22 protein-coding genes are annotated in these 25,354 nt (G+C 70.2%); 15 read left to right on the top strand and 7 right to left on the bottom strand.

Features of this window, described 5'->3' with window-relative positions; genetic code table 11:
• The first annotated feature begins 67 nt into the window (after positions 1-67).
• The 3 genes from ACSHV8_RS30275 to ACSHV8_RS30265 are packed head-to-tail and all read left to right on the top strand — an operon-like array spanning position 68 to position 3,674.
• A complete protein-coding gene (locus tag ACSHV8_RS30275; RefSeq protein ID WP_436521155.1) occupies positions 68-1,498 on the top strand; it encodes an RICIN domain-containing protein in 1,431 nt (476 codons plus the stop codon).
• Entirely contained in the window at positions 1,495-2,874 is a 1,380-nt protein-coding gene (locus ACSHV8_RS30270; RefSeq protein WP_436521153.1) for an RICIN domain-containing protein, read from the top strand. The genes ACSHV8_RS30275 and ACSHV8_RS30270 overlap by 4 nt, the downstream gene beginning before the upstream one ends.
• Before the next feature lie 56 nt (positions 2,875-2,930).
• Positions 2,931-3,674, top strand: coding sequence for a sulfite exporter TauE/SafE family protein (locus tag ACSHV8_RS30265; protein WP_436521151.1), 744 nt, complete (start codon positions 2,931-2,933; stop codon positions 3,672-3,674).
• Between the two features lie 149 nt (positions 3,675-3,823).
• Here the strand turns inward: ACSHV8_RS30265 and ACSHV8_RS30260 are convergent, their stop codons facing one another.
• Entirely contained in the window at positions 3,824-4,156 is a 333-nt protein-coding gene (locus tag ACSHV8_RS30260; protein ID WP_436521149.1) for an STAS domain-containing protein, read from the bottom strand.
• A gap of 108 nt (positions 4,157-4,264) precedes the next feature.
• Here ACSHV8_RS30260 and ACSHV8_RS30255 point away from each other — a divergent pair, with 108 nt between their 5' ends.
• Entirely contained in the window at positions 4,265-5,662 is a 1,398-nt protein-coding gene (locus tag ACSHV8_RS30255; RefSeq protein ID WP_436521147.1) for a hypothetical protein, read from the top strand.
• A gap of 19 nt (positions 5,663-5,681) precedes the next feature.
• Here the strand turns inward: ACSHV8_RS30255 and ACSHV8_RS30250 are convergent, their stop codons facing one another.
• From ACSHV8_RS30250 to ACSHV8_RS30235, 4 genes are all read right to left on the bottom strand, one after another.
• On the bottom strand, positions 5,682-8,186 hold the full coding sequence (locus ACSHV8_RS30250; protein ID WP_436521145.1) for an AAA family ATPase: 2,505 nt from the start codon (positions 8,184-8,186) through the stop codon (positions 5,682-5,684).
• Positions 8,186-8,854: a hypothetical protein gene (locus ACSHV8_RS30245; RefSeq protein WP_436521144.1), complete on the bottom strand. Its 669-nt coding sequence runs from the start codon at positions 8,852-8,854 to the stop codon at positions 8,186-8,188. The genes ACSHV8_RS30250 and ACSHV8_RS30245 overlap by 1 nt, the downstream gene beginning before the upstream one ends.
• 99 nt (positions 8,855-8,953) lie before the next feature.
• Entirely contained in the window at positions 8,954-10,042 is a 1,089-nt protein-coding gene (locus tag ACSHV8_RS30240; protein ID WP_436521142.1) for a substrate-binding domain-containing protein, read from the bottom strand.
• Positions 10,039-11,967 (bottom strand): heparinase II/III domain-containing protein, encoded by a 1,929-nt coding sequence (locus ACSHV8_RS30235; protein ID WP_436521140.1) that lies wholly within the window; start codon positions 11,965-11,967, stop codon positions 10,039-10,041. Before ACSHV8_RS30235 ends, ACSHV8_RS30240 begins: the two co-directional genes overlap by 4 nt.
• 217 nt (positions 11,968-12,184) lie before the next feature.
• Here ACSHV8_RS30235 and ACSHV8_RS30230 point away from each other — a divergent pair, with 217 nt between their 5' ends.
• From ACSHV8_RS30230 to ACSHV8_RS30195, 8 genes are read left to right on the top strand one after another with little or no spacing between them, the layout of a single operon-like run.
• Entirely contained in the window at positions 12,185-14,002 is a 1,818-nt protein-coding gene (locus ACSHV8_RS30230; protein ID WP_436521138.1) for a DUF2264 domain-containing protein, read from the top strand.
• A 10-nt stretch (positions 14,003-14,012) separates the two neighbouring features.
• On the top strand, positions 14,013-15,314 hold the full coding sequence (locus tag ACSHV8_RS30225) for an ABC transporter substrate-binding protein (protein ID WP_436521136.1): 1,302 nt from the start codon (positions 14,013-14,015) through the stop codon (positions 15,312-15,314).
• Positions 15,311-16,183 (top strand): carbohydrate ABC transporter permease, encoded by an 873-nt coding sequence (locus ACSHV8_RS30220; RefSeq protein ID WP_436521134.1) that lies wholly within the window; start codon positions 15,311-15,313, stop codon positions 16,181-16,183. The genes ACSHV8_RS30225 and ACSHV8_RS30220 overlap by 4 nt, the downstream gene beginning before the upstream one ends.
• Entirely contained in the window at positions 16,180-17,061 is an 882-nt protein-coding gene (locus ACSHV8_RS30215) for a carbohydrate ABC transporter permease (RefSeq protein WP_436521132.1), read from the top strand. The genes ACSHV8_RS30220 and ACSHV8_RS30215 overlap by 4 nt, the downstream gene beginning before the upstream one ends.
• A complete protein-coding gene (locus tag ACSHV8_RS30210) occupies positions 17,058-17,669 on the top strand; it encodes a hypothetical protein (protein ID WP_436521130.1) in 612 nt (203 codons plus the stop codon). Before ACSHV8_RS30215 ends, ACSHV8_RS30210 begins: the two co-directional genes overlap by 4 nt.
• A complete protein-coding gene (locus ACSHV8_RS30205; protein WP_436521128.1) occupies positions 17,666-18,736 on the top strand; it encodes a glycoside hydrolase family 88 protein in 1,071 nt (356 codons plus the stop codon). Before ACSHV8_RS30210 ends, ACSHV8_RS30205 begins: the two co-directional genes overlap by 4 nt.
• Before the next feature lie 9 nt (positions 18,737-18,745).
• Positions 18,746-19,570 carry a 5-deoxy-glucuronate isomerase gene (gene iolB, locus ACSHV8_RS30200; RefSeq protein ID WP_436521126.1) on the top strand — a complete coding sequence of 275 codons (825 nt, stop codon included), beginning with the start codon at positions 18,746-18,748 and terminating at the stop codon, positions 19,568-19,570.
• A complete protein-coding gene (locus ACSHV8_RS30195) occupies positions 19,567-20,367 on the top strand; it encodes an SDR family oxidoreductase (protein ID WP_436521124.1) in 801 nt (266 codons plus the stop codon). Before iolB ends, ACSHV8_RS30195 begins: the two co-directional genes overlap by 4 nt.
• Before the next feature lie 97 nt (positions 20,368-20,464).
• On the opposite strand, the gene ACSHV8_RS30190 is transcribed toward ACSHV8_RS30195, so the two are convergent.
• A complete protein-coding gene (locus tag ACSHV8_RS30190) occupies positions 20,465-21,034 on the bottom strand; it encodes a GNAT family N-acetyltransferase (protein WP_436521122.1) in 570 nt (189 codons plus the stop codon).
• Between the two features lie 211 nt (positions 21,035-21,245).
• On the opposite strand from ACSHV8_RS30190, the gene ACSHV8_RS30185 reads away from it, so the two are divergent.
• The 3 genes from ACSHV8_RS30185 to ACSHV8_RS30175 all read left to right on the top strand — a co-directional run bounded on the left by ACSHV8_RS30185 (position 21,246) and on the right by ACSHV8_RS30175 (position 23,848).
• On the top strand, positions 21,246-21,677 hold the full coding sequence (locus ACSHV8_RS30185) for a hypothetical protein (RefSeq protein WP_436521120.1): 432 nt from the start codon (positions 21,246-21,248) through the stop codon (positions 21,675-21,677).
• 13 nt (positions 21,678-21,690) lie between these two features.
• Positions 21,691-22,008, top strand: coding sequence for a hypothetical protein (locus ACSHV8_RS30180; RefSeq protein ID WP_436521118.1), 318 nt, complete (start codon positions 21,691-21,693; stop codon positions 22,006-22,008).
• An 82-nt stretch (positions 22,009-22,090) separates the two neighbouring features.
• Positions 22,091-23,848, top strand: a complete 1,758-nt coding sequence (locus ACSHV8_RS30175; RefSeq protein WP_436521116.1) for a S8 family serine peptidase — start codon at positions 22,091-22,093, stop codon at positions 23,846-23,848.
• Here ACSHV8_RS30175 and ACSHV8_RS30170 read toward each other — a convergent pair whose 3' ends face one another.
• Positions 23,849-25,285 (bottom strand): GGDEF domain-containing protein, encoded by a 1,437-nt coding sequence (locus ACSHV8_RS30170; protein WP_436521114.1) that lies wholly within the window; start codon positions 25,283-25,285, stop codon positions 23,849-23,851.
• Positions 25,286-25,354 lie beyond the last annotated feature (69 nt).

The raw sequence follows: 25,354 nt of genomic DNA, 5'->3' as shown, positions 1-25,354 counted from the left end.
TGTTCGTCATCTTCACGTCTGGCCGCTCAGCGTGGCTTCCGTGTGTCGGTGACGTTACGACTGTGTCATGCGAGCACGAATCCCCACCGCGCTGTGCGCGGTCCTGCTGGCGACGTTCTTCACCGTCCCCACCACCCCCGCGGCCGCGGCCACCAGCGACTTCCGTGGCGTCAACTGGGCCGACCAACGGGACAACTTCGTCGACGACACCCTCGTCCTGGGCGGGCTGAGCACCTCCGACAGCTACGCCACGACGCAGGCCAAGGCGAACGCGATCCTGACCGGCTTCGTCAACAACCTGGGCGCCAACACGGTCCGGATGCCGGTCAACTACGCGACCGTGTCCGGGTCGTACTGGGCGTCCTACACCGGCGCGATCGACATGGCCACGTCCAAGGGCCTCAAGGTGATCCTGAGCTACTGGGAGGGCGCCAGTTCCCGGAACGGCCTGGTCGACAACGCCACCCAGTACTGGTCGTTGTGGCAGACGATCGTGAACAAGTACTCCGCCAACGCCAACGTCTATTTCGAACCCTTCAACGAGCCGTACGGATACAGCGACGCCGGCTGGAAGAACCTGGCCGCCCAGTGGCTCAGCACCTACTCCGGAGTCCCCAAGGGCCGGGTGATCATCAGCGGGGCCGGCTACAACCAGCGGCTGACCACGATCGCCACCGACACGCGCTTCGACGGAACGCTCATCTCCCGGCACATCTACCAGTTCTTCGACACCGCCCGGCACACCGAGGACTCGTGGCGGGAAGCTCTGCGGACCAGCGTCGGCTCGTACGCGAATCGGGTCTTGATCACCGAATTCGGCGCGACCATGACCGACGGGCGCAACTACGACGCGCCCTCCTCGACCAACGACTTCGTGGCGTTCATCCGCGGGGTCGCGGCCGAGGCGCGGGCCGAAGGGCTGGGCACCGTCTACTGGCCGGGGGTGCGCATCGCCGACCCGTACCGGCTGCAGGAGATCAACGGCAGCGGCACCGCGCTGACCCTGACCACCACCAACAACTCCGGGCGCGACCAGCTGCGCTACTCGTGGGGGCTCGACGTCAGCGGGAACACGCTGCTCACCCACTACCGCGTCACCAACCGCAACAGCGCCAAGGTGATGGACGTGGTCGGCTCCTCGATCGCCGAGAGCGCCGAGGTCAAGCAGTACACCTGGAACGGCGGCGCCAACCAGAAATGGTCCTTCGAGGACCTCGGCAACGGGTACGTCCGGGTCGTCAACCAGTACAGCGGCAAATGCCTGAACGTGGCGTCGGCGTCGACCGCCGACGGCGCCAACGTCATCCAGTACACCTGCGGGAGCGGGACCAACGAGCAGTGGTCGTGGGTCGCCTCCGGCAGCTACTTCACGCTGGTCGCGCGGCACAGCGGCAAGTGCCTCGACGTGGTCGGGTCGGGGACCGCCGACGGGACCGACATCAGCCAGTACACCTGCAACGGTGGCGCCAACCAGCAGTTCTCCCGGAGCGCGGCATGAAAGCGCTGATGGCCCTGCTCCTGACGCTGACCTCGGTCGTCCTCTGGAGCGGCCCGGCCCGGGCGGCGTCGGTGACGATCACCAACGGGACCCAGCTGGGCGGCGTGCACGCGCACGGCGGCGGGGTGATCAAGGTCGGCTCGTACTACTACTGGTTCGGCGAGAACCGGAACGCCGACGACACGTTCTACGCCGTCAGCGTCTACCGCTCGACCGACCTGCAGAACTGGGAGTTCCGCAACAACGTGCTCACCCGCTCGTCCGCGTCCGAGCTGGCGTCGGCCAAGATCGAGCGGCCCAAGGTGGTCTACAACGCGTCCACCGGCAAGTACGTGATGTGGATGCACAAGGAGAACGGGACGGACTACGCCGAGGCGCGGGCGGCGGTCGCGGTTTCCGACACCGTGGACGGGAATTACACGTACCAGGGAAGCTTCCGGCCTTTCGATTCTTACATGTCGCGAGACATAACCCTGTATCAGGAGGGGACGGCCGCCTACATGATCTCGGCGGCCGACGAGAACAAGGACCTGATGATCTACCGGCTGACCGCGGACTATCTGAACGTGGAGTCGGTGGTCGGGAACTTCTGGAACGACGCGTCGAGGGAGGCGCCGGCGCTGTTCAAACGGGGCAGCACCTACTTCATGCTGACCTCGGGGACATCCGGGTGGAACCCCAACCAGTCGAAGTACGCGACCGCGTCCAGCATCTCCGGGCCGTGGACCGGGTGGACCAACGTGGGCGACGCGACGACCTACAACTCGCAGCCGGCGTACGTGCTGCAACTCGGCAGCAGCTACCTGTACATGGGTGACCGCTGGGCCGGTGCCTGGGGCGCCGCGGTCAACAGCTCGGAGTACGTCTGGCTGCCGATCACGTTCCCGTCGAGCACCTCGATGACCCTCACCTGGGCGCCGACGGTCACCGTGGACGCGGCGGCCGGGACGATCAGCGGCAGCGCCGTTCCGTACTACCGGGTGACCAACCGCAGCACGACCAAAGTGATCGACGTCTGGAACTCCTCGACCGCTGACAACGCCGAGGTCAAGACGTATGCGGCCAACAGCGGCACGAACCAGCAGTGGGACTTCCGCTCGACCGGCGGCGGCTACGTGCACGTCATCAACCGCAACAGCGGCAAATGCCTGGACGTGACCTCGGCCTCCACCGCCGACGGGGCCAACATCATCCAGTACACCTGCGGCACCGGATCCAACCAGCAGTGGACGTGGGTCGCGAACGGCAGCTACTACCAGCTCAAGGCCCGGCACTCCGGCAAATGCCTGGCCCTGGCGGCCGACGCGGTCGACCTCCAGCAGACCACCTGCTCCACCTCGGCCACCGACCAGCAGTGGACCCGCGCCGCTGCCTGACATCTCACCACCGAGGGCCCGGCGGTTTCGGCCGCCGGGCCGTAGGGTCAACAGACGTGGATCTTGATCAGGCCGGGCTGCTGTTCCTCGGGGGTATCGGCTCCGGGCTGACCGGCTCCATCGCCGGACTCGCGTCGCTCGTCAGCTACCCGGTGCTGCTGGCCGCCGGGATCCCGCCGGTGGCCGCGAGCATGACCAACACCGTGGCGCTCCTGGCCGCGCCGGCCGGGACCGCGGCCGGCGCCCGGCACGAGCTGCGAGGGCAGGGGCGGCGGATCCTCACCACCGGTGCGGTCTGCGCGGCCGGCGGGATCACCGGGGGACTGCTGCTCAAGAACACGTCGTCGTCGGCCTTCGAACTGATCGTGCCGTTCCTGATCGTGCTCGGGGCGCTCGCGCTGCTGTTCCGCGAAGCGCTGCGCGACTGGTACACCCGGCCCGGACGGCGGCCGCCGCTCGGCGTCGCCATCTTCCTGATCGGAATCTACGGCGGCTACTTCGGCGCGGCGGCCGGAGTGCTGCTGCTCGCGGCGATGGCGGTCGCCTCCACCGAGCCGTTCGCCGTCACCAACGCGGTCAAGACGGTCGTGCTGGGCGCGGCCAACCTGGCCGCCGCGATCCTCTACGCGCTGACCGGGCCGGTGCACTGGGCGGCGGCCGGGCTGCTCGCGGCCGGCTGCCTGGTCGGCAGCTCGATCGGGCCGGCCGTGGTCCGGCGCAGCCCCGAACGCCCGCTGCGCATCACCATCGCCGTGGCGGCGGTCGGGCTGGCGGGCTACCTGTGGTGGCAGGCGATTTAGGGCGTTGTCAACTTGTCCACACCGGCGGGTTGTCCACAGGGTGGCCGCGGGGACGCATCGTTTTGCCGGATAATGCTCGGTGGGTACGGCATCCCCCCTTTGGGAAGGTGGGGTTTACGCGTGGCCGGGTGCGGGCGGCGGGGCCGGGGTCAGACCGGGTCGAGGCCGAACACCTCGGCGAGGCCGGTGACCTCGATGGCCTGGCGGACCGGGGGCGACGGCCGGGTCAGGACCATGGTGAGGCCGGCCGCGGCGGCGCTGTTGCGGACACCGACCAGGGCGCCCATCGCGTACGAGTCGATGAACGTGACCTCGGCCAGGTCGAGCGACAGCTGACGGCACGGGGAGCCGGCGACCGCTTTCTCCAGGCTGGTGCGTAACTCGTCGGCGACGGCCACGTCCAGCTCCGGTGCGAGCAGCGTCGCCTCCAGCGTGGTGCTGTCGGCGCTGGTCCGGTAGGTGACGATGGCATCAGTGGTCATGCCGGTTCACGCTACCCATCCGGCGCCACCCGTACTCCTGACTGACGCCGTCCCCCGAGGCCGCCACTTCCGCTGAAATCTGCCGGGCGGAGTTGCGATAGTGGCCTTATGCAGGTGATTCTCATCGCCGAGCCGGGCGCGCTCCGGGACTCGGTCGTGGCGATCCTGGCGGACCGGAATGTCCGGGTCCATCATGCCGATGATGTGTCCGTAGGCATAGGCGGCGATCTAAGAGGTGCCCTCGCGGTCGTCGTGATTCCGTCGCCCACCGGGCTGTCGCGGCACTATCGGCTGCTTGGCGCGGCCTTACGCCGCCAGAGGCCGATCCTCGTGTTCGAATCGGCGGACCTTTCCCGGGCCACCGTGAAACATGTGATCGGCATGCCGAGGGAGCTTCCGGAGCTTGTACAGCTGAGCGTTCTGCTCGCCGCGATCAGCGACGATCACAACACGCTTCTGTCGACCAAAACCGTGGCACCGGAAGAACTTGCCGGTGCCCTCAACCCCACCGAACCGCACTCGGATGTTCTGGTGGACCTGATGTCCGCGGGTTTGGCGGGGGGTCGTGCCGGAACTGATTACGAGATCCCATTCCGGAGTATTCAGTTTCCGCCCGAGCTCGGAGTTCCCGAACGGGGCGCCCTCACGGTCAGTTCCGGTGACCTTGCGCATGCGCTCTTCACCACCGGGCGGGAGCCCGGCGATCGGGCGTACGACGGTGAGTCGTCGATCTGGGAAGCGCTGCACCGGATCGCGGTCATCCCGGCCTACCTGCGACGGAGCGAGCGAGGTGAACTGGAACGCGCTCCGCTGATGAAAGATCTGGATCCGTCGGAGAGAGCGGGCATCGTCTACGCCCTCGGGCAGGCAGCCACAGCGTTGTTCTGCCGCACCCACTGCGGAGTATCCCATCTGCTGCATGTGAGCAGGTATGCGAGGCAGCGCGGGGTCACGTTCCGGACAGGACGGCATCGTGCCGACCTGTTCGGGCTGTTCCTCGACGACGCAGGCCGTGAGAACTGGCTGGTGGCGGAGGCCAAAGGGCGGAGTCAGCCGATCGGCGACAGGGTCAGGGAAAAAGCGGGGAGGCAGAAGAGCTCGATCAAGGCGATCGGCGGGATTCGTCCCGCATGCCGTGTGCTTTGTATCGCTTCGTTCCCCCACGAGGACGGCGGTCTGCAGATCGATGCCTTCGATCCTGACGAGGACGAGCCGGAGAGTGACGACCTCGAGGTCACCTTGGACGGATTCATGCAGGCCTACTACGCACCTTTCGTCCTGGCCGTCGATGCCGGGGATCCGCTGTTCCTGGACAATGCCACGGTGGCCGCCCGCCTCGGCGGACCGGGGCTGACCGTCCGGATGGATGCCAGGATCTACCTGCGTGTGCAGGAGTCGCTCGGGGGTGCGGCCGACCTCCACGCCTTCACTCGGGAGGTGCTTGCCGAGTGGCCCCGTCGGGAGGCGGGCCCGCCTCCCGACGGCACGGCGATAGAGCTCAGCTGAGGTCGGCCGGCCGATGTGATCAGTTCGGGTCGGGGTCGCGCTGGTGGGGGATCTCGCCGGGCGGCGGCGCGGGGGCCGGGCCGGCGCCGTTGCCGTTGCCGTTGGGGTGGCCGGGCGGGTCCGGGCGGCGCCAGATCTCGTGGCCGGTCGGGGCCGGGGCCGGGGTGTCGGGGGTGGCGTCGGCCAGGACCGGCTCGGGGTGGATGCGGGTGGGCAGCGACGCGGCCAGGCGGGAGTGGCCCTGGTGGGCGACGAGCGCCGCGCGGTGGTAGCTCTCCACCTCGGTGAGGAACTGGTCGTCGGCGTAGACCGTGCCGTCGATGAGCGGGCCCGGCCGGCCCTCCAGGACGGCGATGACGTCCTCGCCGGTCAGGGTCTTGTGGGTTTCCAGGGCGTGGGCCAGGGCGAGGACCTCCCGGCGGTTCTCCTTGAGGATGGTGGTGGCGCGTTCCAGCATCTCGGACAGGTTGTCCTCGATGCGGTCGGCCAGGGCCCGCCGGGCCGACAGGTCGTTGTTGTCGCCCTTGGTCACGCCTTTGCCGAAGCCGCCGGGGGTGCCGATGCCGAGGCGGCTGGAGGCCGCGTACGAGGACACGGTCGAACCCATGCCCCACACGCCTTCCATGTTGGTCGCCACCGCGGTCGCCGACTCCAGATCGCCGGAGACGCCTGAGGAGTTGTCGCTGTCGAAGAACATCCGCTCGCCGGCGAGGGAGGCCAGCGAGACCAGGATGTCCGACTCGTAGTGGCTGCGCCAGGTGGTGAACTGGTCCTCGGGCGGGATGCTGGCGACCATGCCCAGGTATCCGCTGCCCTTCTCGATCGTCGCGATGTCGATCTCCATGTGGTGCCGGGTGCGGTAGGCGACGACCGCGTGGCACGCCTCGTGGACCGCGACCGCGTGCCGCTCGCGTTCGATGTATTCGACGTTCTCGGCCGGGCCGAGTTCCTTGAGCTGCTTGGCCTTGATGATGTCGCGCCAGCCGATGGTGTCCCGGTCGTCGCGGATCGCGGTGATCAGGGCCTCGTTCACCATGTCCTTGATGGTCGCGCCGGTCGCGTACGGCGTGATCGTGGCCAGCTTGTCGATCTGCTCGGCGGTCAGTTCGTGCTTGACCTTCTGCAGGTACCCCTCGTACGTGCGGACCCGCCCGGCCTTGCTCGGATAGCCGACCTTGTAGATCCGGTCGATGCGGCCCGGCCGCAGCAGCGCCTCGTCGAGCGCCTCGGGCAGGTTCGTGGCCATCATGACGAGGATCCGGTACTTCGGCGGGGGCTTGGGGCGCATGCCGAGCGCGCGGCGCACGTGCCGGTTGACGAAACCGCGGGGCTTCTTCAGGCCGGAGAGTTCGGTGAGCAGGGCTTCCAGGGTGCCCATGCCGCCACCGCCGCCGCCCATGCCCCCGCCGTACATAATGCGATTTTTCCGAATTTGCTGCTCACCCTCGGAGGAGGCTGAGGAGGCGAGCCCGGAACGAAGGACCGACCAACGCGTGTCGTCGGACAGGTAGGAGAAGCCGTTGCAGCCGGTGTGGCTGAAGCCGCCGCGGGGGAAGCCGGGGCCGCCCTGGGCGAGCGCGCCCCGGTTGCCGAGCGAATCCGCCTCGTCGAAGAAGACGATCACCCCGCCGTACCTCAAAGCGAGTTTCCGCAGCTTGCGGAAGAGCGATTTCACCTTGAGCACGCCCACGCCGAAGAACATGTTGATGAACGCGCCCGGGTCGACGAACACGTAGGGCCGGCCCGTCTCGCCGGCCACCGCCTCGGCCATCAGCGTCTTGCCGGTGCCGGGCGGGCCCCAGAGCAGGATGCCGCCGGGCACGTAGCCGCCCTGACCCTCGATCGCCTCCGGCCGTTCCAGGTAGACGATGTTCTCCTTGACGCGTTCGAGCACGTGGTCCTGCCCCCACACGTCGGTGAAGCGCGTCTTCACGTCGTCCGGGTAGTAGACCTCGACGCCGCCGCGGGACAGGAACCAGAAGATCGCCGCGAACTGGCCCACGGCGATGAACAGGATGAATATGACCTGCAGGAACATCGGCGCGGCGGACCAGAGCAGGGCCGGCACCTGGAACAGCGCCATGGCCGGCGACGTGTCCAGCACCGAGCCGAGCACCAGCGCGACCACGGCGATGAACAGCAGCCACTTGAACACCCGGACCAGCCGGAAACGGGTCCAGTCGGAGAAGAGCCGGCGGGTGACCCGCTCGACGCCGCCGAACACGCCGTGTGTCCACATCCGGTGGTACCAGGACGCGTGCTCGCTGATCACATAGTGGAGCTGGCGCAGCACCTCGATCCCGGCCAGCACCATGATCGTGATGCCGGTGCCGCTGCGGACCCGCTCGTAGAGCGCGTCCCGGAACGGCAGGAGCGGGTTGTCGGCCATGTCCGTCCACACCAGGGCGAAGAAGGCCAGCGTGAAGAGCAGCAGGAACTTCACCCGGTCCCAGAACGCCAGCCTCTTGCGCGTGACCCGTTCCCGGACGACGGGGCCCTCGTCGGGCGGACGCAGACCCTCCATCATGTGCTCCTCACGGTGAAGGACGTGGCGATGTCGTCCAGTTCACCGGACCGCTCCCGGTAACAGCTGGCCGAGCACCGGATGATCAGCAGGTAGAGCGTGTCGCCGGCGTTGTTGACCAGCGTGGTCTGGTCGAAGGTGTGCAACACCCCGTCGGCCAGCTCGTAGTCGTAGACGACCCGGACCCCGTGCAGGCCGTCGGCCGGGGCGAGCAGGTCGTCGCGCACCAGCTCGAAGCCGGTGAGCGGGGTGGTCGGGGCGGCCGCCTCGCGGGCGTCCGCGGTGACCGGCAGCAGGATGTCGCGCAGCACGTCCAGCGAGATCGCGTTCTGCTGGTCGGTGGTCAGCTTGGAGACCCGCGCGTAGACGATCGGCTGGTCGGTGACCTGACCGGTGAGCAGGTGCGCGGCCGTCGGGTCGGCGTCCGCGTCGTAGGCCACCGACCACCACATCTGCTGGCGGGCGGCCGAGTTCGCCGAGTCCGGGTTGGTGCCGGCGAGGATGTCGTCCAGGTCCCCGGTGGCGGTCTGGTGCCACTCGTGGGGGACCTTGAAGTACGTCTTCTGGTCCGAGTTCTTGACGTAGGTGTACTCGGGCGCCGCGCACGCCGTCGTGAGAACGACGGCGGCGATCACCGCCGATCCGATGGGGAACAAACGCTTCAGCACTGGCAACACCGCCCTGAACGCACTGTCCGTGCTAGCAGTATCACCCCAGGTTGTTACGCGTGTGTGCGCGAGTTTGTCGATCGGCCCGACAGATCCGCATTAGTGCGGAGATGGAATTCCGGTCGACGCGCGGATGCGCAGGGCCGGACTGATCACCATCCGGTGAGCCGGGCGATCCGGGTCATGGAGACGGTCGGCGACGAGCCGGACGGCGGCCCGCCCGATCGAGCGGCGCGGCGGGCGCACGGCGGTCAGCGCCGGACTGAACAGGCCGGCCACCTCGTCGTCGTAGGCGACCACGGAGAGCTGCCCGGGCACCGCGATCCGCCGCTCCTCGCAGCGCTGCACCAGCGCGATCGCCTCGGCGTCGGCGTGCACCAGCAGCGCGGTCGTCCCGGTGGCCAGGCAACGGTCGAGGACCCGGTCCAGGGCGGCCCCGCAGTCCGGGCTGTGCGCGTCCGGGATCTCCAGGTCGACCGTTGCGTTCACGTCCAGACCCAGCTCGGTGACCGCCTCCAGCCAGCCGCGATGCACGTGCGGGCGGGTCGGGCTGGGCGTGGCCAGCACGACGCCGACGCGGCGATGACCGAGATCGACCAGATGACGTACGGCCATGGCCGCGCCCAGTGCGTGATCGGTGACCACGGACTCCATGGCGACGTGGAACGGCCCGGTGGCGGCGGTGCGTTCCAGCAGCACCACGGGCAGACCGGTGCCGGCCAGCCAGTCGATGGTCCGCCCGGCGGTCGGCACGTCCATCCGCGGCGCGACGATGAGCGCGTCCACGCCCTGATCGACCAGGCGCAGCAGTTGCGGGCGATCATCTTCGGTCTCGTAGGACGAGCCGCGCAGCACGATCCGCATCTCCAGCTCGCGGGCGGCCTCCTCGGCGCCACGCGCGACCGCGGGATAGTAGTAGTCCAGCGACGGCACCAGCATGCCGAGCGAGGTGATCTCCGGTTCAGCCTCCGGCTCGACCGTCGAACCGGGCAGCGTCACCCCGCCGTGCACGCGCCGGACCAGCCCCTCGGCCGCCAGCTGGGCGATGTCACGGCGGATCGTCACCGCCGCCGCGCCGAGCGTCTCGGTCAGGTCGGAGATCCGCAGCACGCCGTCCCGCTGCAACGCCTGGAGCAGCCGGGCCCGCCGGGTCTCCGGCAGCGGCCCCCGCTTGTCCGATGTGTTCACCGCTGCTGCTCCTTCACGGTCAGGTCGAGGGTACCGATCGCGCCGAGCCCGCTGACGTCGATCTCGAGCCGGGTCAGATGATCGCCCCACACGTCGCTGAGCAGGGGGTCGTCGAGCTCGCGGACGGTCGTCGCGCACGGCACGGGCGGACTCCAGCTCAGCCGCAGCATGCCGGCGCCGTCGCGGGCGGTGATGTCGGCGCGCCCGGGCCGCACCCGCACGCCCCCGGCCACGACCAGGTGGATCCGGGTCGGGGCCAGACCGGCGGGGGCCAGCTCCCACTGATCCCTTACGGTCACTTCGGCCCGGTCGCGGTCGAGGCGCGCGGTGCGGCGCCACGCGCGGATCTCGACCGACGGGCCGGGTCCGCCGCGGCGCCGGGTCCGGCGGCCGGCCGCCGGGTAGGCCTTCGCAAGATCCAGAGCCAATTGGGCGTACGCCGAGCCGCTGCTCACGACCACGTCGTCGGCGGTGTGCTCCGGGCCGGGGGCCTGCGCGAGTCCCCGGATCTCCGGGACGTTGTGCCACGAACTCTGCATCGTCCACAGGTCGTAGCGGTCCGGCCCGAACGTCTGCGCGGTGTAGGTCGGCCGGCCCGGATCCACCAGCACCGGCACCCCGTTCAGGGCCACGACGAAGGTGCCGACGTCGTTGTGGTTGTGATTCTCCCCGTTGTGGCCGCCCTTGACCGCGAGGGTCAGCCCGGCCGAGGTGCCGGCGGCCATCCGCGCGACCAGCACCTGGGTCGACGGCATCCACACCTCGCGCGGCAGCCACGACTCGCCGACCGGCGGCGGGCCACCAGCGGCGACCCAGGCCGGGTCGGTGAGGGCGCGCAGCAACCGGCCGAGGCCGTCGTTCTCGTGCGCGACCGGGGAACCGGGTGTCCGGTGTGCCGCCGCGTGCGCGAGGGCCGCGTCGTCGACGGTCCGCCGGGCCTCCCGGTGCAGCTCGCGCCACGGCTGGTCGCCGGAGGGCCGGGCCACGCAGTCGGCGAAGTTCACGTACCAGGGGCCGCCCAGGTGCATCCGGTGCGGGAAGGCCACCGTCGCCCGCAGCGCCGGGACCGGTTCGGCGGTGAGCGCCCCGCTCGACGCGTACGTCAGGATGTCGATCGCTTCGAGGAGCCGCCCGGCGCCGTTCCACCAGTAGGCGTAGCCCTCGTCGATCGCCCCGTCGGCGGGCAGCGCCGCGACGTACCGGTCCAGCCCTTCGACGGCCAGCCCGACCAGGGATTCGCGGCGGTCGTCGTCGACCAGCTGCAGCGTCGCGACCAGCACGTTCCCGTGGATCCAGGGGTTCCAGTTGTGGACGTGGCCGTCGAGGCCGAGCCAGTGCCAGTCGCGCCGTTGCTCGAACGGGCGCAGCACGCGACGGTCCACCTCGTGCCGGATCCGCGCGCGCAGCCCCGGGACCCTGGCGTCGAGCTGGGCGCCGAGCAGGTGATCGATCCAGGCCAGTTCGGCGGCGACCTCGCCGGCGCCGAGGTCCAGGTACGGATCGGTGACCGTGGGAACCACCGCGCCGTGCCGCCGGTACGTGTCGTCGTGGGCCGGCCAGCACCAGCTGCTCTGCTCGCACCAGAGCGTCACCCCGTCGGCCACCTCGTCCAGCCACCGCTCGTCGAGGGTGACCGCGGCCAGCACCGCGGCCCGGGTGACGCGCCGATGCCGGGCCCAGATCACCTGCTCGTACGCGTCGCGGTCGCCGTCCCGGAAGTAGCGGGCGTAGCCACTGGCCAGCGGCACGGGCCAGGGTGCGTCGGGGTCGGCCCGGGACAGCAGCGCGCGCACGGTCGCCGGGTCCGGCGCGGCCCAGGCGGCGCGGTCGGACGCGGGCGGCACCGGCAGGCACCGGCCGGGTGGTCGCAGCATTCCGGGGGCGACGGCGGGCCAGGCCTGAGCGAGGGGTCCGGTGAAGGTCATGGCCTCCGTCCGCGGCGATCGATAGTGATCGGATCCGATCACTTCAGTGATCCTAGATGCCTCCTCAGGGCGAGCGAAAGACTCCGCTGAGACAAAAGTCCAGGTCCATGCCGTGGATCGGTTCTGATTGCATCAGTCTGTTCAAGACATTGACATGCTCGATTGTGAGCGTTTAACTTCCTCGAAACCGTTCGCTCCCCTTCGGAGGGAGGATCCGTTGACGTCCACCATCGACCCCGACTGGCGCCGGGAGGACTGGCTGCGCCTGGCCGACCGGATGCTCGACGCGGCCGCCCGGCACGCGAGCCCCGGCCGCGCCCGATTCGATCTGCCCGGCGCCGAGGGTGGTTACGGCCACGACGTGGACGGCCTGGAAGGGTTCGCGCGGACGTTCCTGACCGCCGGCTTCCGGATCGCCGGGGCCCGCGGCGAGGGCGTCGACGAGCTGATCGACCGGTACGCGACCGGCCTGGCCACCGGCACCGACCCGGCCTCGCCGGAGCGCTGGGTCCGGCTCACCGAGCACGGCCAGGCCAAGGTCGAGGCGGCCAGCATCGCGCTGATCCTGGACCTGACTCGGCCGTGGATCTGGGACCGCCTGGACCCGGGCGTGCAGGAACGGGTCGTGGAGTACCTGTCGCCGGTGGTCGGCGACGACACGTACCCGCAGATCAACTGGGTGTGGTTCCGGCTGGTCGTCCAGACGTTCCTGCGCTCGGTCGGCGGGCCGTGGTCGGCCGGCGACATGGAGTCGGACCTGGCCGCGCACGAGTCGTTCCGGCGCGACGGCGGCTGGCTCTCGGACGGGCCGAAGCGGGCGTACGACCACTACACCGGCTGGGCGCTGCACCTGTACCCGATCCTGTGGGGCCGGATGCGCGGCGCCACCCCGGACAAGCGCTGGGCCGACGACCTCGACCGTTATCTGCTGGACGCGGTCGCGCTGGTCGGCCGGGACGGGTCGCCGCTGCTGCAGGGGCGCAGCCTGATCTACCGGTTCGCGGCGGCCGCGCCGTTCTGGGCCGGTGTGCTGGCCGAGGTGCCGTCGACGTCGCCCGGGCAGTTGCGGCACGCGGCCGACCGGATCGTGCGGCACTTCGCCGACCGAGGCGCGCCGGACGCCGACGGGCTGCTCAGCATGGGCTGGCACGGGCCGTGGCGGCGGCTGGCGCAGTCCTACTCGGGGCCCGCGTCGCCGTACTGGGCCAGCAAGGGACTGCTCGGGATCGCGCTGCCGGCCGACCATCCGGTGTGGACCGCGCCGAGCGAGCCGCTGCCGATCGAACGCGGCGACGTACTGCGGGCGGTGCGCGCGCCCGGCTGGATCATCTCCGGGACCCGGGCCGACGGCATCGTCCGGGTGATCAACCACGGCACGGATCACGGCTTCGCGGGGGAGGGACGGGCCGACTCGCCGCTCTACTCGCGGATCGGGTACTCGACGGCGACCGCGCCCGTGCTCGACGAGTCCGGGTGGACCGATCCGGTGGACCAGTCGGTGGTGCTCGTCGACGCCGACGGGCGGACGACGCACCGGACCGGGATGCGGCTGATCGCCGTACGCGAAGAAGGTCTTGCCGGCTCGTCCGGCCCTGTTCATTGGGTGACCTCGTGGAAACCCGGTCCCGATCATGGTGAGGGGCGGGCCGCGGAGCTTCGCGAGGCCGGCCACCTCACCGTGTACTCCCTGGTCAAAGGGCCCTACGAGGTGCGGCTGGCCCGGGTCGACGCGGCCGGGCCCGAGGCGGTCGGTCTGCGGATCGGCGGCTGGCCGGGTCCCCTCTCGCACCTCTCGGCGATCTGGCCGACCGGAAGTGACCACGGATTCACCGTCCACGACGACCCCGGGCCGCTCGGCGGTCCGGTCCGGGTGCCCTGGATCGACCACCCGGTCCGCCCCGGCGTCTGGACCGCCACGCTCGTCGGGCTCGGCGCCGGCCTGCCGGAGAGCCCGCACTGCGCCGTCGAGATCGGCGACGACGTGGGCGTGACCTGGCCGGACGGCACCACCACGCGCTACCGCCTCAACCTTTGAAGGAGATGGGATGAAACGCTCGATAGCCGCCGTCCTCGGCGCCGTCACGGCGCTCTCGCTCACGCTGACCGGTTGCGGGTCGGGCGGTGACGACGCGAGTGGGGCCGGGGACAAGACGCTCAGCCTGGCCGGCTGGAGCCTGGCCACCACGCCCGAGTTCAAGGTCCTGGCCGACGGGTTCCACGCGGCCAACCCGGACTACACGGTCGAGCTCAAGGAGTACGACCCGAAGAACTACGACACCCAGATGATCGCCGACCTGGCCGCCGGCAAGGCGCCCGACATCTACGTGCAGAAGACGCTGAAGAACTTCTACACCTACCAGAACGGCAAGCAACTGCTCGACGTCTCGGACGTCGCCGCCGGTCTCGGCTCGGCCGCCAACGGGCTGCCGTTCTACCAGGTCGACGGGAAGACGTTCGCGATCCCGTACCGGCAGGACTCGTGGGTCGTCTACTACAACAAGGCACTGTTCGACGCGGCCAAGGTGAAGTACCCGGACGGGTCGTGGACGTGGGACGACTACGCCGCCGCGGGCAAGCAGCTGACCACCGGGCTGAAGGCGTCCGGGTCCAAGGCGCTCGGCATCTACGAGCACGTGTGGCAGTCGACGCTGCAGGGCTTCGCGCTCGCGCAGACCGCCGGGGCGGACCTGAGCAGCGGGAACTTCGGATACCTGAAGCCGTACTACACCCGCGCGGTCGACCTGCAGAAGGCCGGCGCGCAGGTCGGGCTGGGCGACGCGACCACCAACAACCTGACCTACCAGGCGCAGTTCGGCAAGCAGCAGGCGGCCATGATGACCATGGGCACCTGGTACATCGCGACCCTGCTCAGCCAGCAGAAGAGCGGTGACGCGGACAAGTTCGAGTGGGGCATCGCGCCGGCCCCGCAGCTCGACAAGTCGACCACCGGCACCTCGGCCACGCCGATCACCTTCGGCGACCCGACCGGCATGGGGATCAACCCGAAGATCAGCAAGGGCAAGATCGACGCGGCCAAGAAGTTCCTGGCCTACGTGGCCGGCGTGGACGGCGCGAAGGCGCTGGCCGGGATCGGCATCACGCCGGCGAACACCGACGCCGCGGCCGACACGATCTTCGCGATCCCGGGCGTGCCGACCGACGACGTCTCCAAGTTCGCCTTCACCAAGCACGACACCAAGCCGGAGAACCCGGTCGGCAAGTACACCGCGCCGCTGCAGAACATCCTCAACGACCTGCACACGTCGGTGCTGTCCGGCACCACGGACATCGACGCGGCCATCACGCAGGCGCAGGACAAGGCCAAGAACGAGGTCCTGAACAAGTGAGGACGGGCCGGAACACTCTGCTCGGCTGGAGCTTCCTGCTGCCCAACTTCGTGGGTTTCGCGGTGCTCACGATGGTCCCGGTGGTGCTGCTCTTCTACTACGCGTTCACCACCTGGGACATCTTCGGCGGCGCGGAGTGGTCCGGCCTCGACAACGTCCGCCAGATGATGCACGACTCCAGCTTCTGGACGGCGATGTGGAACACCGTCTACTACACGGTCTTCCACATCCCGCTCACGCTGGTGGCGTCGCTCGGGCTGGCGGTGCTGCTGAACCGGCGGCTGCGGGCGGTGGCGTTCTTCCGTACCGTCGCGTTCTTCCCCTATATCGCGTCGATCGTGGCGGTCGCGCAGGTCTGGAACATGCTGTTCAGCCCCGGGTACGGGCCGATCAACGCGATCCTGCGGGCGGTCGGCGTGGACAACCCGCCGGGCTGGACCACCTCGGCCGACTGGTCGATGCCGGCGGTGATCCTGGTCGGCACCTGGCGGGAGATGGGCTACTTCATGCTGATCTTCCTGGCCGGGCTGCAGACCGTGCCCGGCGAGCTCTACGAGGCGGCCCGGGTCGACGGCGCCAACGCCTGGCAGCGGCTGCGGGCGGTGACCCTGCCCTGCCTGCGCCCGACCACGTTCTTCGTCGTCGTGATGCTGACCATCAACAGCTTCAAGGTGCTCGACCTGATCCTGGTGATGACCAACGGCGGCCCCGGGCAGTCGACGCTCGTGCTCGCGCAGTACGTCTACCGCAAGGGCTTCGAGGAGAACCAGTTCGGCTACGCGTCGGCCGTGTCGATCGTGCTGTTCCTGCTGTGCTTCCTGGTCACCGTCGTGCAATTCGTGGTGAACCGCCGTCGGGAGGCTCGATGACCACGCTTCTGGACCCTGCTTCGGTACGGACGGAGCCCCTGCCCGCCGCGCGCCGCCGCGGCTCCCGGCTCGGGCGGATCGCCGGCTACCTGACGTTGCTCGTCGCCTCGGTGGCCGTGCTGCTGCCCTTCTACTGGATGGTCGTCTCGTCGCTGAAGACCAACAACGAGGTCTTCACCCTGCCGGTGACGTGGCTGCCGTCGACACCGCAGTGGCACCACTACGTCGACATCTGGACCCGGTCGGACATGACGACCTGGCTCGGCAACACCGTGCTGCTCTCCACGGCGGTCACGTTCCTGCAGGTGCTGACCGGCAGTTTCGCCGCCTACGGGTTCGCGAAGATCCGTTTCCCCGGACGGGACGCGCTGTTCCTGCTCTACATCGGCACCCTCGCGGTGCCCTGGCAGTCGTACATGATCCCGCAGTTCGTGCTGCTGTCGAAGCTGCACCTGTCGGACACGCTCTGGTCGATCATCGCGATCCAGGCGTTCGGCGCGGTCGGCGTGTTCCTGATGAAGCAGTTCTACGAGTCGATCCCGGACGAACTGGTCGACGCGGCCCGGATCGACGGCATGAGCGAGTACGGCATCTACCGCCGGATCATGCTCCCGCTCTCCACCCCGGCGCTGGCCAGCCTCGCGCTGCTCACCCTGGTCAACACGTGGAACGACTTCCTCGGGCCGCTGCTCTACCTGCGGTCGAGCAACCTGTGGACGATCCAGCTGGGGCTGCGCACGTTCATCAGCCAGTACAGCGCCGAGTACGCCCTGATCATGACCGGGTCGGTGCTCTCCGTCCTGCCGATCGTGGTGATCTTCCTGCTCGGGCAGCGGTACTTCGTCGAGGGCGTGGCGACGACGGGACTCAAGGGATGAGACGTCACCTCGGCACCGTCTTCGACCTGACCTACCTGGCCCTGATGACCAACCTGCTGCTGGCCGTCGCGGTGCTCCCGATCTTCTTCGTCCCGGTGGCCGCCCCGCTCGCCGCGCCCGCGCTGTGTGCGGCGTTCGCCGTCTTCGCCGGGCACCCCGGCCCGGTCGTGCGCACATTCCTGCGGGCGTGGTGGGTCACGTTCCGGAAGGCGGCCGGGCTCGGCGTGCTGGCGGCCGGCGCGCTCGTCGTGCTCGGCCTGGACGTCCGGGCGGCGTGGGGGCGCCCGGCCGGCGCGGCGCTGATCCCGGTGCTCGTCGTGCTGATCGCGCTGGTCGTCGTCGTCACGCTGCTCGGGCTGGTCGCGCTGGCCGAGCGACCGGCGGCCCGGCTGCGGGACGTGCTGCGGGCGGGACTTCTGCTCGGCGTCCGGCGGTGGTACCTGACCGGCCCGTCGCTCGCCGTCCTGGTGCTCCTCGAAGCGCTCGTGGCGGCGAAACCGGTGCTCGCGCTGACCCTCGCGGCGAGCCCGCTGCTCTACGCGGTGTGGGCGAACAGCCGATACACGCTGGCACCGGCCCTTCTCCACCGGCAAGAAAGGACCACATGACGGCGATCGACGTGACCGCCGCCGCGGTGACCGCGGCACTGTCCACCATCGACGCGAATCTGGCCGAGTTCGGGGACCGCTATCCCGACGACACGACGGTCGGCGACCGCTATCCGCTGCGGGCCGCCAACACCGGCTGGACCACGAGTTTCTGGCCGGGGCAGATCTGGCTGGCGTACGACCTGACCGGGGACGAGAAGTACCTGACGGCCGGGCTCGACCACGTGCGCAGCTTCGCGGCGCGGGTCGCCGACGGGGTCGACATCGACACGCATGATCTCGGCTTCCTCTACACGCTGTCGTGCGTGACGGCCCATCGGCGTACGGGCGATGACGAGGCGAAGCGGGCGGCGCTGGCGGCGGCCGACCACCTGATGTCCCGCGTCCTCGAACCCGCGGGCATCATCCAGGCCTGGGGTGACCTGCGGGATCCGGCCCAGCGGGGGCGGACGATCATCGACAGCCTGATGAACACGCCGCTGCTGTTCTGGGCGTCGGCGCAGACCGGGGACGCCCGTTACGCCGACGCGGCCCGGCGGCACGCGGAACAGCTGCGGGATCACATCCTGCGGCCGGACGGGAGCACGTTCCACACGTTCTACTGGGATCCGGTGACCGGGGAACCGCTGCGCGGGGAGACCGAGCAGGGGCACGCCGACGACTCGTGCTGGGCGCGCGGGCAGGCGTGGGGGATCTACGGGTTCTACCTGAACTACGAGCACACCGGGGACCCGTCGTTCCTGGCCGCGGCGCGACGCTGTGCCGACCACTTCCCGGCTGCCGGCGTACCTTATTGGGATTTGTCGCTTTTTGAGGTGGAACGGGATTCGTCGGCCGCGGCGATCGCGGTGTGCGGGCTGCTCGCGCTCGGCCGGCCGGCGGCCGCCGGGGCGATCCTCGGTGCCCTGATCAGCGACTACGTCAGCCCCGGCAACGCGCTGCTGCGGCACGGCGTCTACGACAAGCCCAAAGGGATCGGGGTCGATGAGGGGACCCTCTGGGGCGACTACTTCTACCTCGAAGCGCTGACCCGCGTCACCCGGCCCGACTGGAATCACCCCTGGTAAGGAGCTGTCATGGACTACAAGTACCACTGCACGATCCCGGCCGAGTCCGGTCGCAACGAACTGCCTTTCAACCCATGTGCGCTGCTCGACCTCACGCTGCTGCGGCTCGACGCGGGCGAGACGTGGTCCGGGGAATCGGGGGATCGCGAGATCCTGGCCGTGATCCTCAGCGGGAAGGCGACGTTCACCGTGGGGGCGGCCAAGTTCGCCGACGTGGGCGGGCGGGCCGACGTGTTCTCCGGCAAACCGCACTCGGTGTACATCCCGGCCGGGTCGGCGGTGACCGTGGAAGCGCACGGGCCGGTGGAGATCGCGCTGCCCAGCGCGCCCAGTGATCTGGTGACCGAGCCCTACGTGATCTCGCCCGACCAGGTGGCCGAAGGGCGGTGGGGGGCGGCGAACTTCGGGCGGACCTATCACCAGATCCTGACCGAGATCAGTCAGCCCGCGCTGCCGGCTCGGCGGCTGATCGTGGGGGAGACGTTCACCCCGAGCGGGAACTGGAGCACGTATCCGCCGCATCGGCACAAGGTCGACAGCCTGCCCGGGGAGGCGGCGCACGAAGAGATGTACTACTTCAAGGTGTCGCCCAAGGAGGGGTTCGGGATCAGCCGGGTCTACACCGATGAGGGGTATGAGGAGAACTTCACCGTTCGGGATCACGGGGTGCAGATGATGCCGGAGGGATATCACACGGTGGTCAGCGCGCCGGGATACATCACCTATTACCTGTGGTTCCTGGCCGGGACCCAGCGGACTCAAGGGGCGATGGAGGACGCGGACCTGAAATGGGTGGGTAAGGCCGTGCCGGTGCTGCGGGAGCTGGGGCTTTGACGGTTCTCGACTCGTTCCGGCTGGACGGGCGGGTGGCGCTGGTGACCGGGGGGAATCGGGGGATCGGGCTGGCGATCGCGGGCGGGCTGGCGTCGGCCGGCGCGGCTGTGGCCGTGCTGTCCCGTTCCGAGCCGCCTGCCCCGCCCGGCTCGGCTGCCCCGCCTGCTTTGCCGGCACCGGCTGCTTCCCGTACGCAAATCGGAAATCTCGGTTTTGCGGAATGGATCCGGGGGGATCTCGCGGACCTTGACCCCGAGGCGGTCGTCGAGCGGGTGGTGACCTCGCTCGGGCGGATCGACATCCTGGTCAACAACGCCGGGATCATCCGGCGGGCCGACGCCGTCGACACCACCGATCAGGACTGGGCCGACGTGATCGGGGTCGACCTGGACGCGGTGTTCCGGCTGTGCCGGGCCGCCGGGCGGGTCATGCTCGCCCAGGGGCGCGGGTCGATCATCAACGTGGCGTCGATGCTGTCGTTCCAGGGCGGGATCCGGGTGCCGGCCTACGCGGCGGCCAAGCACGGGGTCGTCGGCCTGACCAAGGCCCTGGCCAACGAGTGGGCCGGGGGCGGCGTGAACGTGAACGCGATCGCGCCCGGGTACATCGCCACCGACAACACCGCGGCGCTGCGCGCCGATCCGAGGCGGGACGCGGCCATTGTGGACCGGATTCCGGCGGGCCGCTGGGGGGGTCCGGAAGACCTTGCGGGTACGGCCGTTTTCCTCGCGTCGGATGCCGCGCGCTACGTGCACGGCGCGGTCATCCCGGTCGACGGCGGCTGGCTGGCCCGCTGAAGTCTTACCCCCGGCGCCGCAAGACGCCGCCGGTGAGGAGGCAAGTGATTTCCCGACGCCCGTGGGGTTTGCGGGTGGCGGGAAATCACCTGCCTCCTCACCGGTTACCAGGCGTCTTGCCGTGGAGCGAAGCGGAGCCATCGAATACCGTGGTGACCAGTACCTCGGTCTCGCCGGGCGCCACGGGCTCCCTTGACTCGCGCTTGACCTCGACGAAGCCGGCTTTCGCGGCGACGCGGGCCGACGCGTGGTTGGCGGCGTCGTAGCGGACGGCGACGCGCTCGACGCCGTCGAGGGTGAGCGCGACCCGCGTCAGCGTGCTGACGGCCGCGGTCATGTAGCCACGGCCGGCCCAGGCCGTACGCATCCAATAGCCGATCTCCAACGTGCCCGGGCCCAACCGGGTCATCAGACCGATCGAGCCGATCAGGTCACCGGTCGTCGTGAAGATCGCGTAGTTGAACTCGGTGCCCGCACTCCAGCCCTTCACCGACATCTCGATGTAGTTGCGGCTGTCCCGCAGGCCGTAGCCGGCGTAGGCCCAGGGCAGGAACGGTTCGAGCTCGGCCAGGGACTCGTGGATCGCGGCGGTGGCTTCCCCGGCCCACTCCGGTTCCCAACGTTTCAGCACCAGTTCCCCGGCGTTAATCATTTCGGGCGCGTCCATGGCGGCCAGCGTGCTCGATCGGTGTGTCTGCAAGCAAATCCGCAGGCCAGGCCCGGGGCAGTCACGGCGCGTCCAGTTTCCTCGCCGCGTGGTGCAGGTCAAGCGATTCCCCGGACTCCACTACCCTCCGCTGCGTTTCGATTACGTTTCGGAACCGGACGAGCGGGCGGGCCACCCGGGCCACCCGCGATCTCAAAGGGGAGAAACGACCATGAGCACGGCCACCTACGCACCCGCGACCCCGCAGGTCACTCCGTTCGGTTCGATCGGCTCACTCGGCGATCAGCAATTCGGACAGTGGGGGAGCCCGCAGCAGTTCGGGGCGCAGGGCGGGCTTCCCGGCCTGCACCCGCAGCAGCTGCAGCACGCCGTGCAGCCGCACCAGATCCAGCAGATCATCGCCCAGCAGATCCAGCAGCAGCAGATCCACCAGGCGATCGTCCAGCAGCAGATCCAGCAGGCGATCGCCCAGCAGATCCAGCAGCAGATCCAGCAACAGCAGATCCAGCAGGCCATCCAGCAGCAGATGGCGCGGCAGTGGCAGCAGCAGCCGATCGGTGGCTACGGCAACCCGCTCCAGCAGCAGCAGCCGAACATCGGCATGTACGGCAACCCGTTCCAGCACCTGCCCATGTGGAACTGACCGGGAGCCGGCGGTGACCTACTACAGCGGGGCGGCCTACCTGGCCGCGCCACGGCCGGTCGTCTGGGGTGTTCCCGGCGCGTTCGTACCGGAGGCCATCGGCACCGAGGCGATGCGTCAGCCCGCGGCCGCGATCATCCAGCGCTGCTATCGCTGGCTGGAGGCCGCCGTGCCGATCCTGCCGCAGGCCGCGGCCGTGGCGCCGGTGCTGGTCACGGCCGTCCAGCAGTACGCGGCCCAGCAGTACCCGGCCAGCCTGCAACAGGTGGCCGTGGTGGTGCGGACGGTGCAGCAGCTGCAGGCCGCCGTACCGGGCCTGCCGCCGCTGTGACGAGGCGCCGCCCGCCGGACAACGGCCGGATCCCGGGGACCTGCCCGGGGTCCGGCCGCCCGAGGTGATCTGGAGGATCCCGATGAACGACCGCACTCCCGGCAAGAAGCGCCGGGACGACGGGAAAGGCGACGACGGTCCGGCGGCCCGGCCGGTCGGCGCCCGACGCGAGCGCTACCTGCTGGCCGGCCCCGAACGGTTCCTGGCCCAGCTCGAGACCGACCCCGCCACCACGCTGCACCGGGTGATCCCGCCGGTCGACGGGTTCCCCGCGGTCGCCGTGGTGGAGATGGAGGCGGACCGGGCGGCCATGCTCGGCGCGACCGGGGCCGTGCACGTCGAACCGGACCTGCCGCTGCAGTACGCCCGGCCCGGCGCGGGGGCGGGCATGAGCTTCGCCGACCCGGGCGTGCTCCCGCCCGGCGACCCGGCCCCGCTGGAGTTCCTGGTGCTCGGCAGCGACGGACGGCCCCTGGCCGGGGCCGAGATCTACCTGATGAGCGAGGCGTTCCCGCTGCGCGCGGTGACCGGTGACGACGGGGTCGCGGTGATCGACGCCCCGGCCGGCGCGCTGCCCGCGCTGAACGGGGTCTACGTCAAGCCCCGGCACGACTACTGGGCGGTCTGGCTGGGCCGGCCCGACCTCACCGCGGACGCGCCGAACCTGGTCACCTGCCCGTCGTTCGCCGAGACCTTTCCCGGGTTTCCGCAACGTCCGCTGGACGGGTGGGCGCGGCGGGCCCTGCGCTTCGACGCGTTGCCGCCGACGTTCCGGGGGGACGGCGTACGCATCGCGATCATCGACTCCGGGGCCTGTGGCACCCATCCCGATCTCGCCGGGCGGGTCACCGCCGGTCTCCCCGCCGGGGACACCGACGCCGGCGGCTGGCGGGTGGACACCGTCGGGCACGGGTCGCACACCGCCGGGATCATCGGGGGCAAGGACGACGGGTACGGCATCGTCGGCGTGGTCCCCGAGGCCGAACTGCACTCGTGCAAGATCTTCCCGGGCGGCCGGTTCAGCGACCTGATCGAGGCGCTCGACTACTGCCTGGCCCGGTCGATCGACGTCGTCAACCTGAGCCTGAGCAGCCCGCAGCCGTCACCGCTGCTGGCCCGCAAGATCGAGCAGGCCCGGCAGGCGGGCATCGCCTGCGTCTGCGCGGCCGGCAACTCGGGCGGGCCGGTCGGCTTCCCGGCGACGATGCCGTCCGTGCTCGCGGTCGCGGCGATCGGCAAGGTGGGCGAGTACCCGCCGGAGAGCTATCACGCCACCCAGGTGTACGGCGTTCCGACCGTCGACGGATATTTCTCGGCGTCGTTCACCGGTCACGGGCCGGAGATCGACGTCTGCGCGCCCGGCGTCGCCATCGTGTCGGCCGTGCCGCCGGCCAACTACGCGGCGTGGGACGGCACCTCGTTCGCGGCGCCGTACGTCACCGGGCTGGCCGCACTGCTGCTGGCCCACCACCCGGAGTTCCGGGACCGGGTCACCGGCCGGGACAGCTCACGGGTCGACCGTCTCTTCGACCTGATCCGGGCCAGTTGCCGGCCGTTGGCGCTCGGCGACCGGAACCGCAGCGGGGCCGGTCTGCCGGACGCGGTGGCCGCGCTCGGGCTGCTCCCGCCGGTGACGACCTCGCCACCGGCGCACCCGATGCTGGCCGAACTGTGGCAGATGATGGCGCAGTCCGGGCTGATCGGCGTGAACGTGCCCACCGTGGCCGAGACGTCCCAGCCCGGCATCACGCTCACCGTGCCGGACGGCGAACCGCTGGACCCGCTGCGGGCGGCGATGCGCTCGGCCGGCCTGCTCCCGCACGAACCGGTCGGGGACTGATCAGGCGGCGGTCCGGTGGCGGCTGGGCTTGCCCGCGTACATCTCGGCATCGGCCTGGGCGATCAGGCCGGCGCGGTCCAGACCGCAGCCGGCCGTCGCCCGGGCCATGCCGATGGTGACCCCCACCGAGACCGCGCCGCCGGTCAGGCCGATCGGCAGCCGGACCGTCGCGCGGATCCGTTCCTGCAGGTCGGCGATCTCCGCGTCGGTGCCGCCCCGGCACACGACCACGAACTCGTCACCGCCCAGCCGCCCGACCTCCCGGCCCGGTCCGGCCACCGTGCTCAGCCGCCCGGCGACGGTCCGCAGCACGTCGTCGCCGGCCGCGTGACCGTGCCGGTCGTTGACCGGCTTGAAACCGTCGAGGTCGCAGAGCAGGACGATCACGTCGTCCGAGCCGGTCAGCGCCCGGTCGATCTCGGTCATGATCCGCCGCCGGTTGAACAGGCCGGTGAGCTCGTCGTGTGAGGCCTGGTGGGCCAGCACCCGCTCGGCCCGCTCCCGCTGGCCGGTGAGCTGCTTGAACCGGATCATCACGAGCGGGATCACCAGCATCGTGGCGATCGGCAGCTGCGCCGCGCCGGTCTGGTCGTCGCGCAGCACCTGAACCGTCGCGATGGCCGGGTTCACGCTGAGCGCGACCCCGAGCCAGGCCAGCCGGAACCGTCCGGCCGCCCGTTCGACGACGGTCGGCGGCTCGACCACCGCGGGCGCGCCCGGGTGCACGGCCGCGGCCGCGATGGTCAGGAACGCGACGAGCATCAGCACCCCGGAGACGGCGCCCCGGTGCGGCACGCCCAGCGCCCCGGCGGTCAGCGCGCCCCCGGTCAGCACCACGGTGAGCAGCAGATACGCGATCGTGCCGCGGGCCGCGCCGGTCGCCGCGACCGCCATCCGCAACAGGCAGCCCGCGCACGCGCTGAGCAGCAGCACGTCGACCAGCACCTGCGCCTCGCCGACCGGGGTGGCGGTGGCCGGCAGGTGCGGCTGGAACACCCACACCCACAGCGCGCCACCGGCGCACACGCCGAACATCGCGGCGTCGACGATGCCGCCGGCGTCCGCGCTCATCCGGCGCCGGACCGCCAGCGACGCACCGATCAGGAACAGTCCGTGAGCGGTGGCGAGCAGCAGGTCGGCCGGTCGGCCCTCGGCGTGCCCCAGATGGCCGTCGATGATCCAGTACGGCCAGAGCAGGTGGTCGGCGAGCAGCAGCGCCAGGCCGCCGATGGCCAGCAGCCAGGGCCGCCGGTGCGTGAGGTGGCCGGAGAGCAGCGCCTGGCCGAACAGGCCGATCGACAGCACCACCACGACCGTGTAGATCACCGCGCGGGCGCCCGCGCCGGTCAGGGCGTATCCGGCCCCGCCGAGCAGGGCGCACGCCAGGAAGCCGGCGTGGACGATCCACGCCGGCGCGGTGGCTCGGGGCCAGCGCATCCGGTCTCCGCTCTCTCGGTCGGTCGCCTCTGTTCGGCGGCCGGGCCGATGACCTTAGGAACCGGCCCG

This window comes from Actinoplanes sp. HUAS TT8, assembly GCF_051380535.1.
In the GTDB taxonomy this organism is placed as follows: Bacteria; Actinomycetota; Actinomycetes; order Mycobacteriales; family Micromonosporaceae; genus Actinoplanes.
This window is presented reverse-complemented; position numbering and strand designations above follow the sequence as displayed.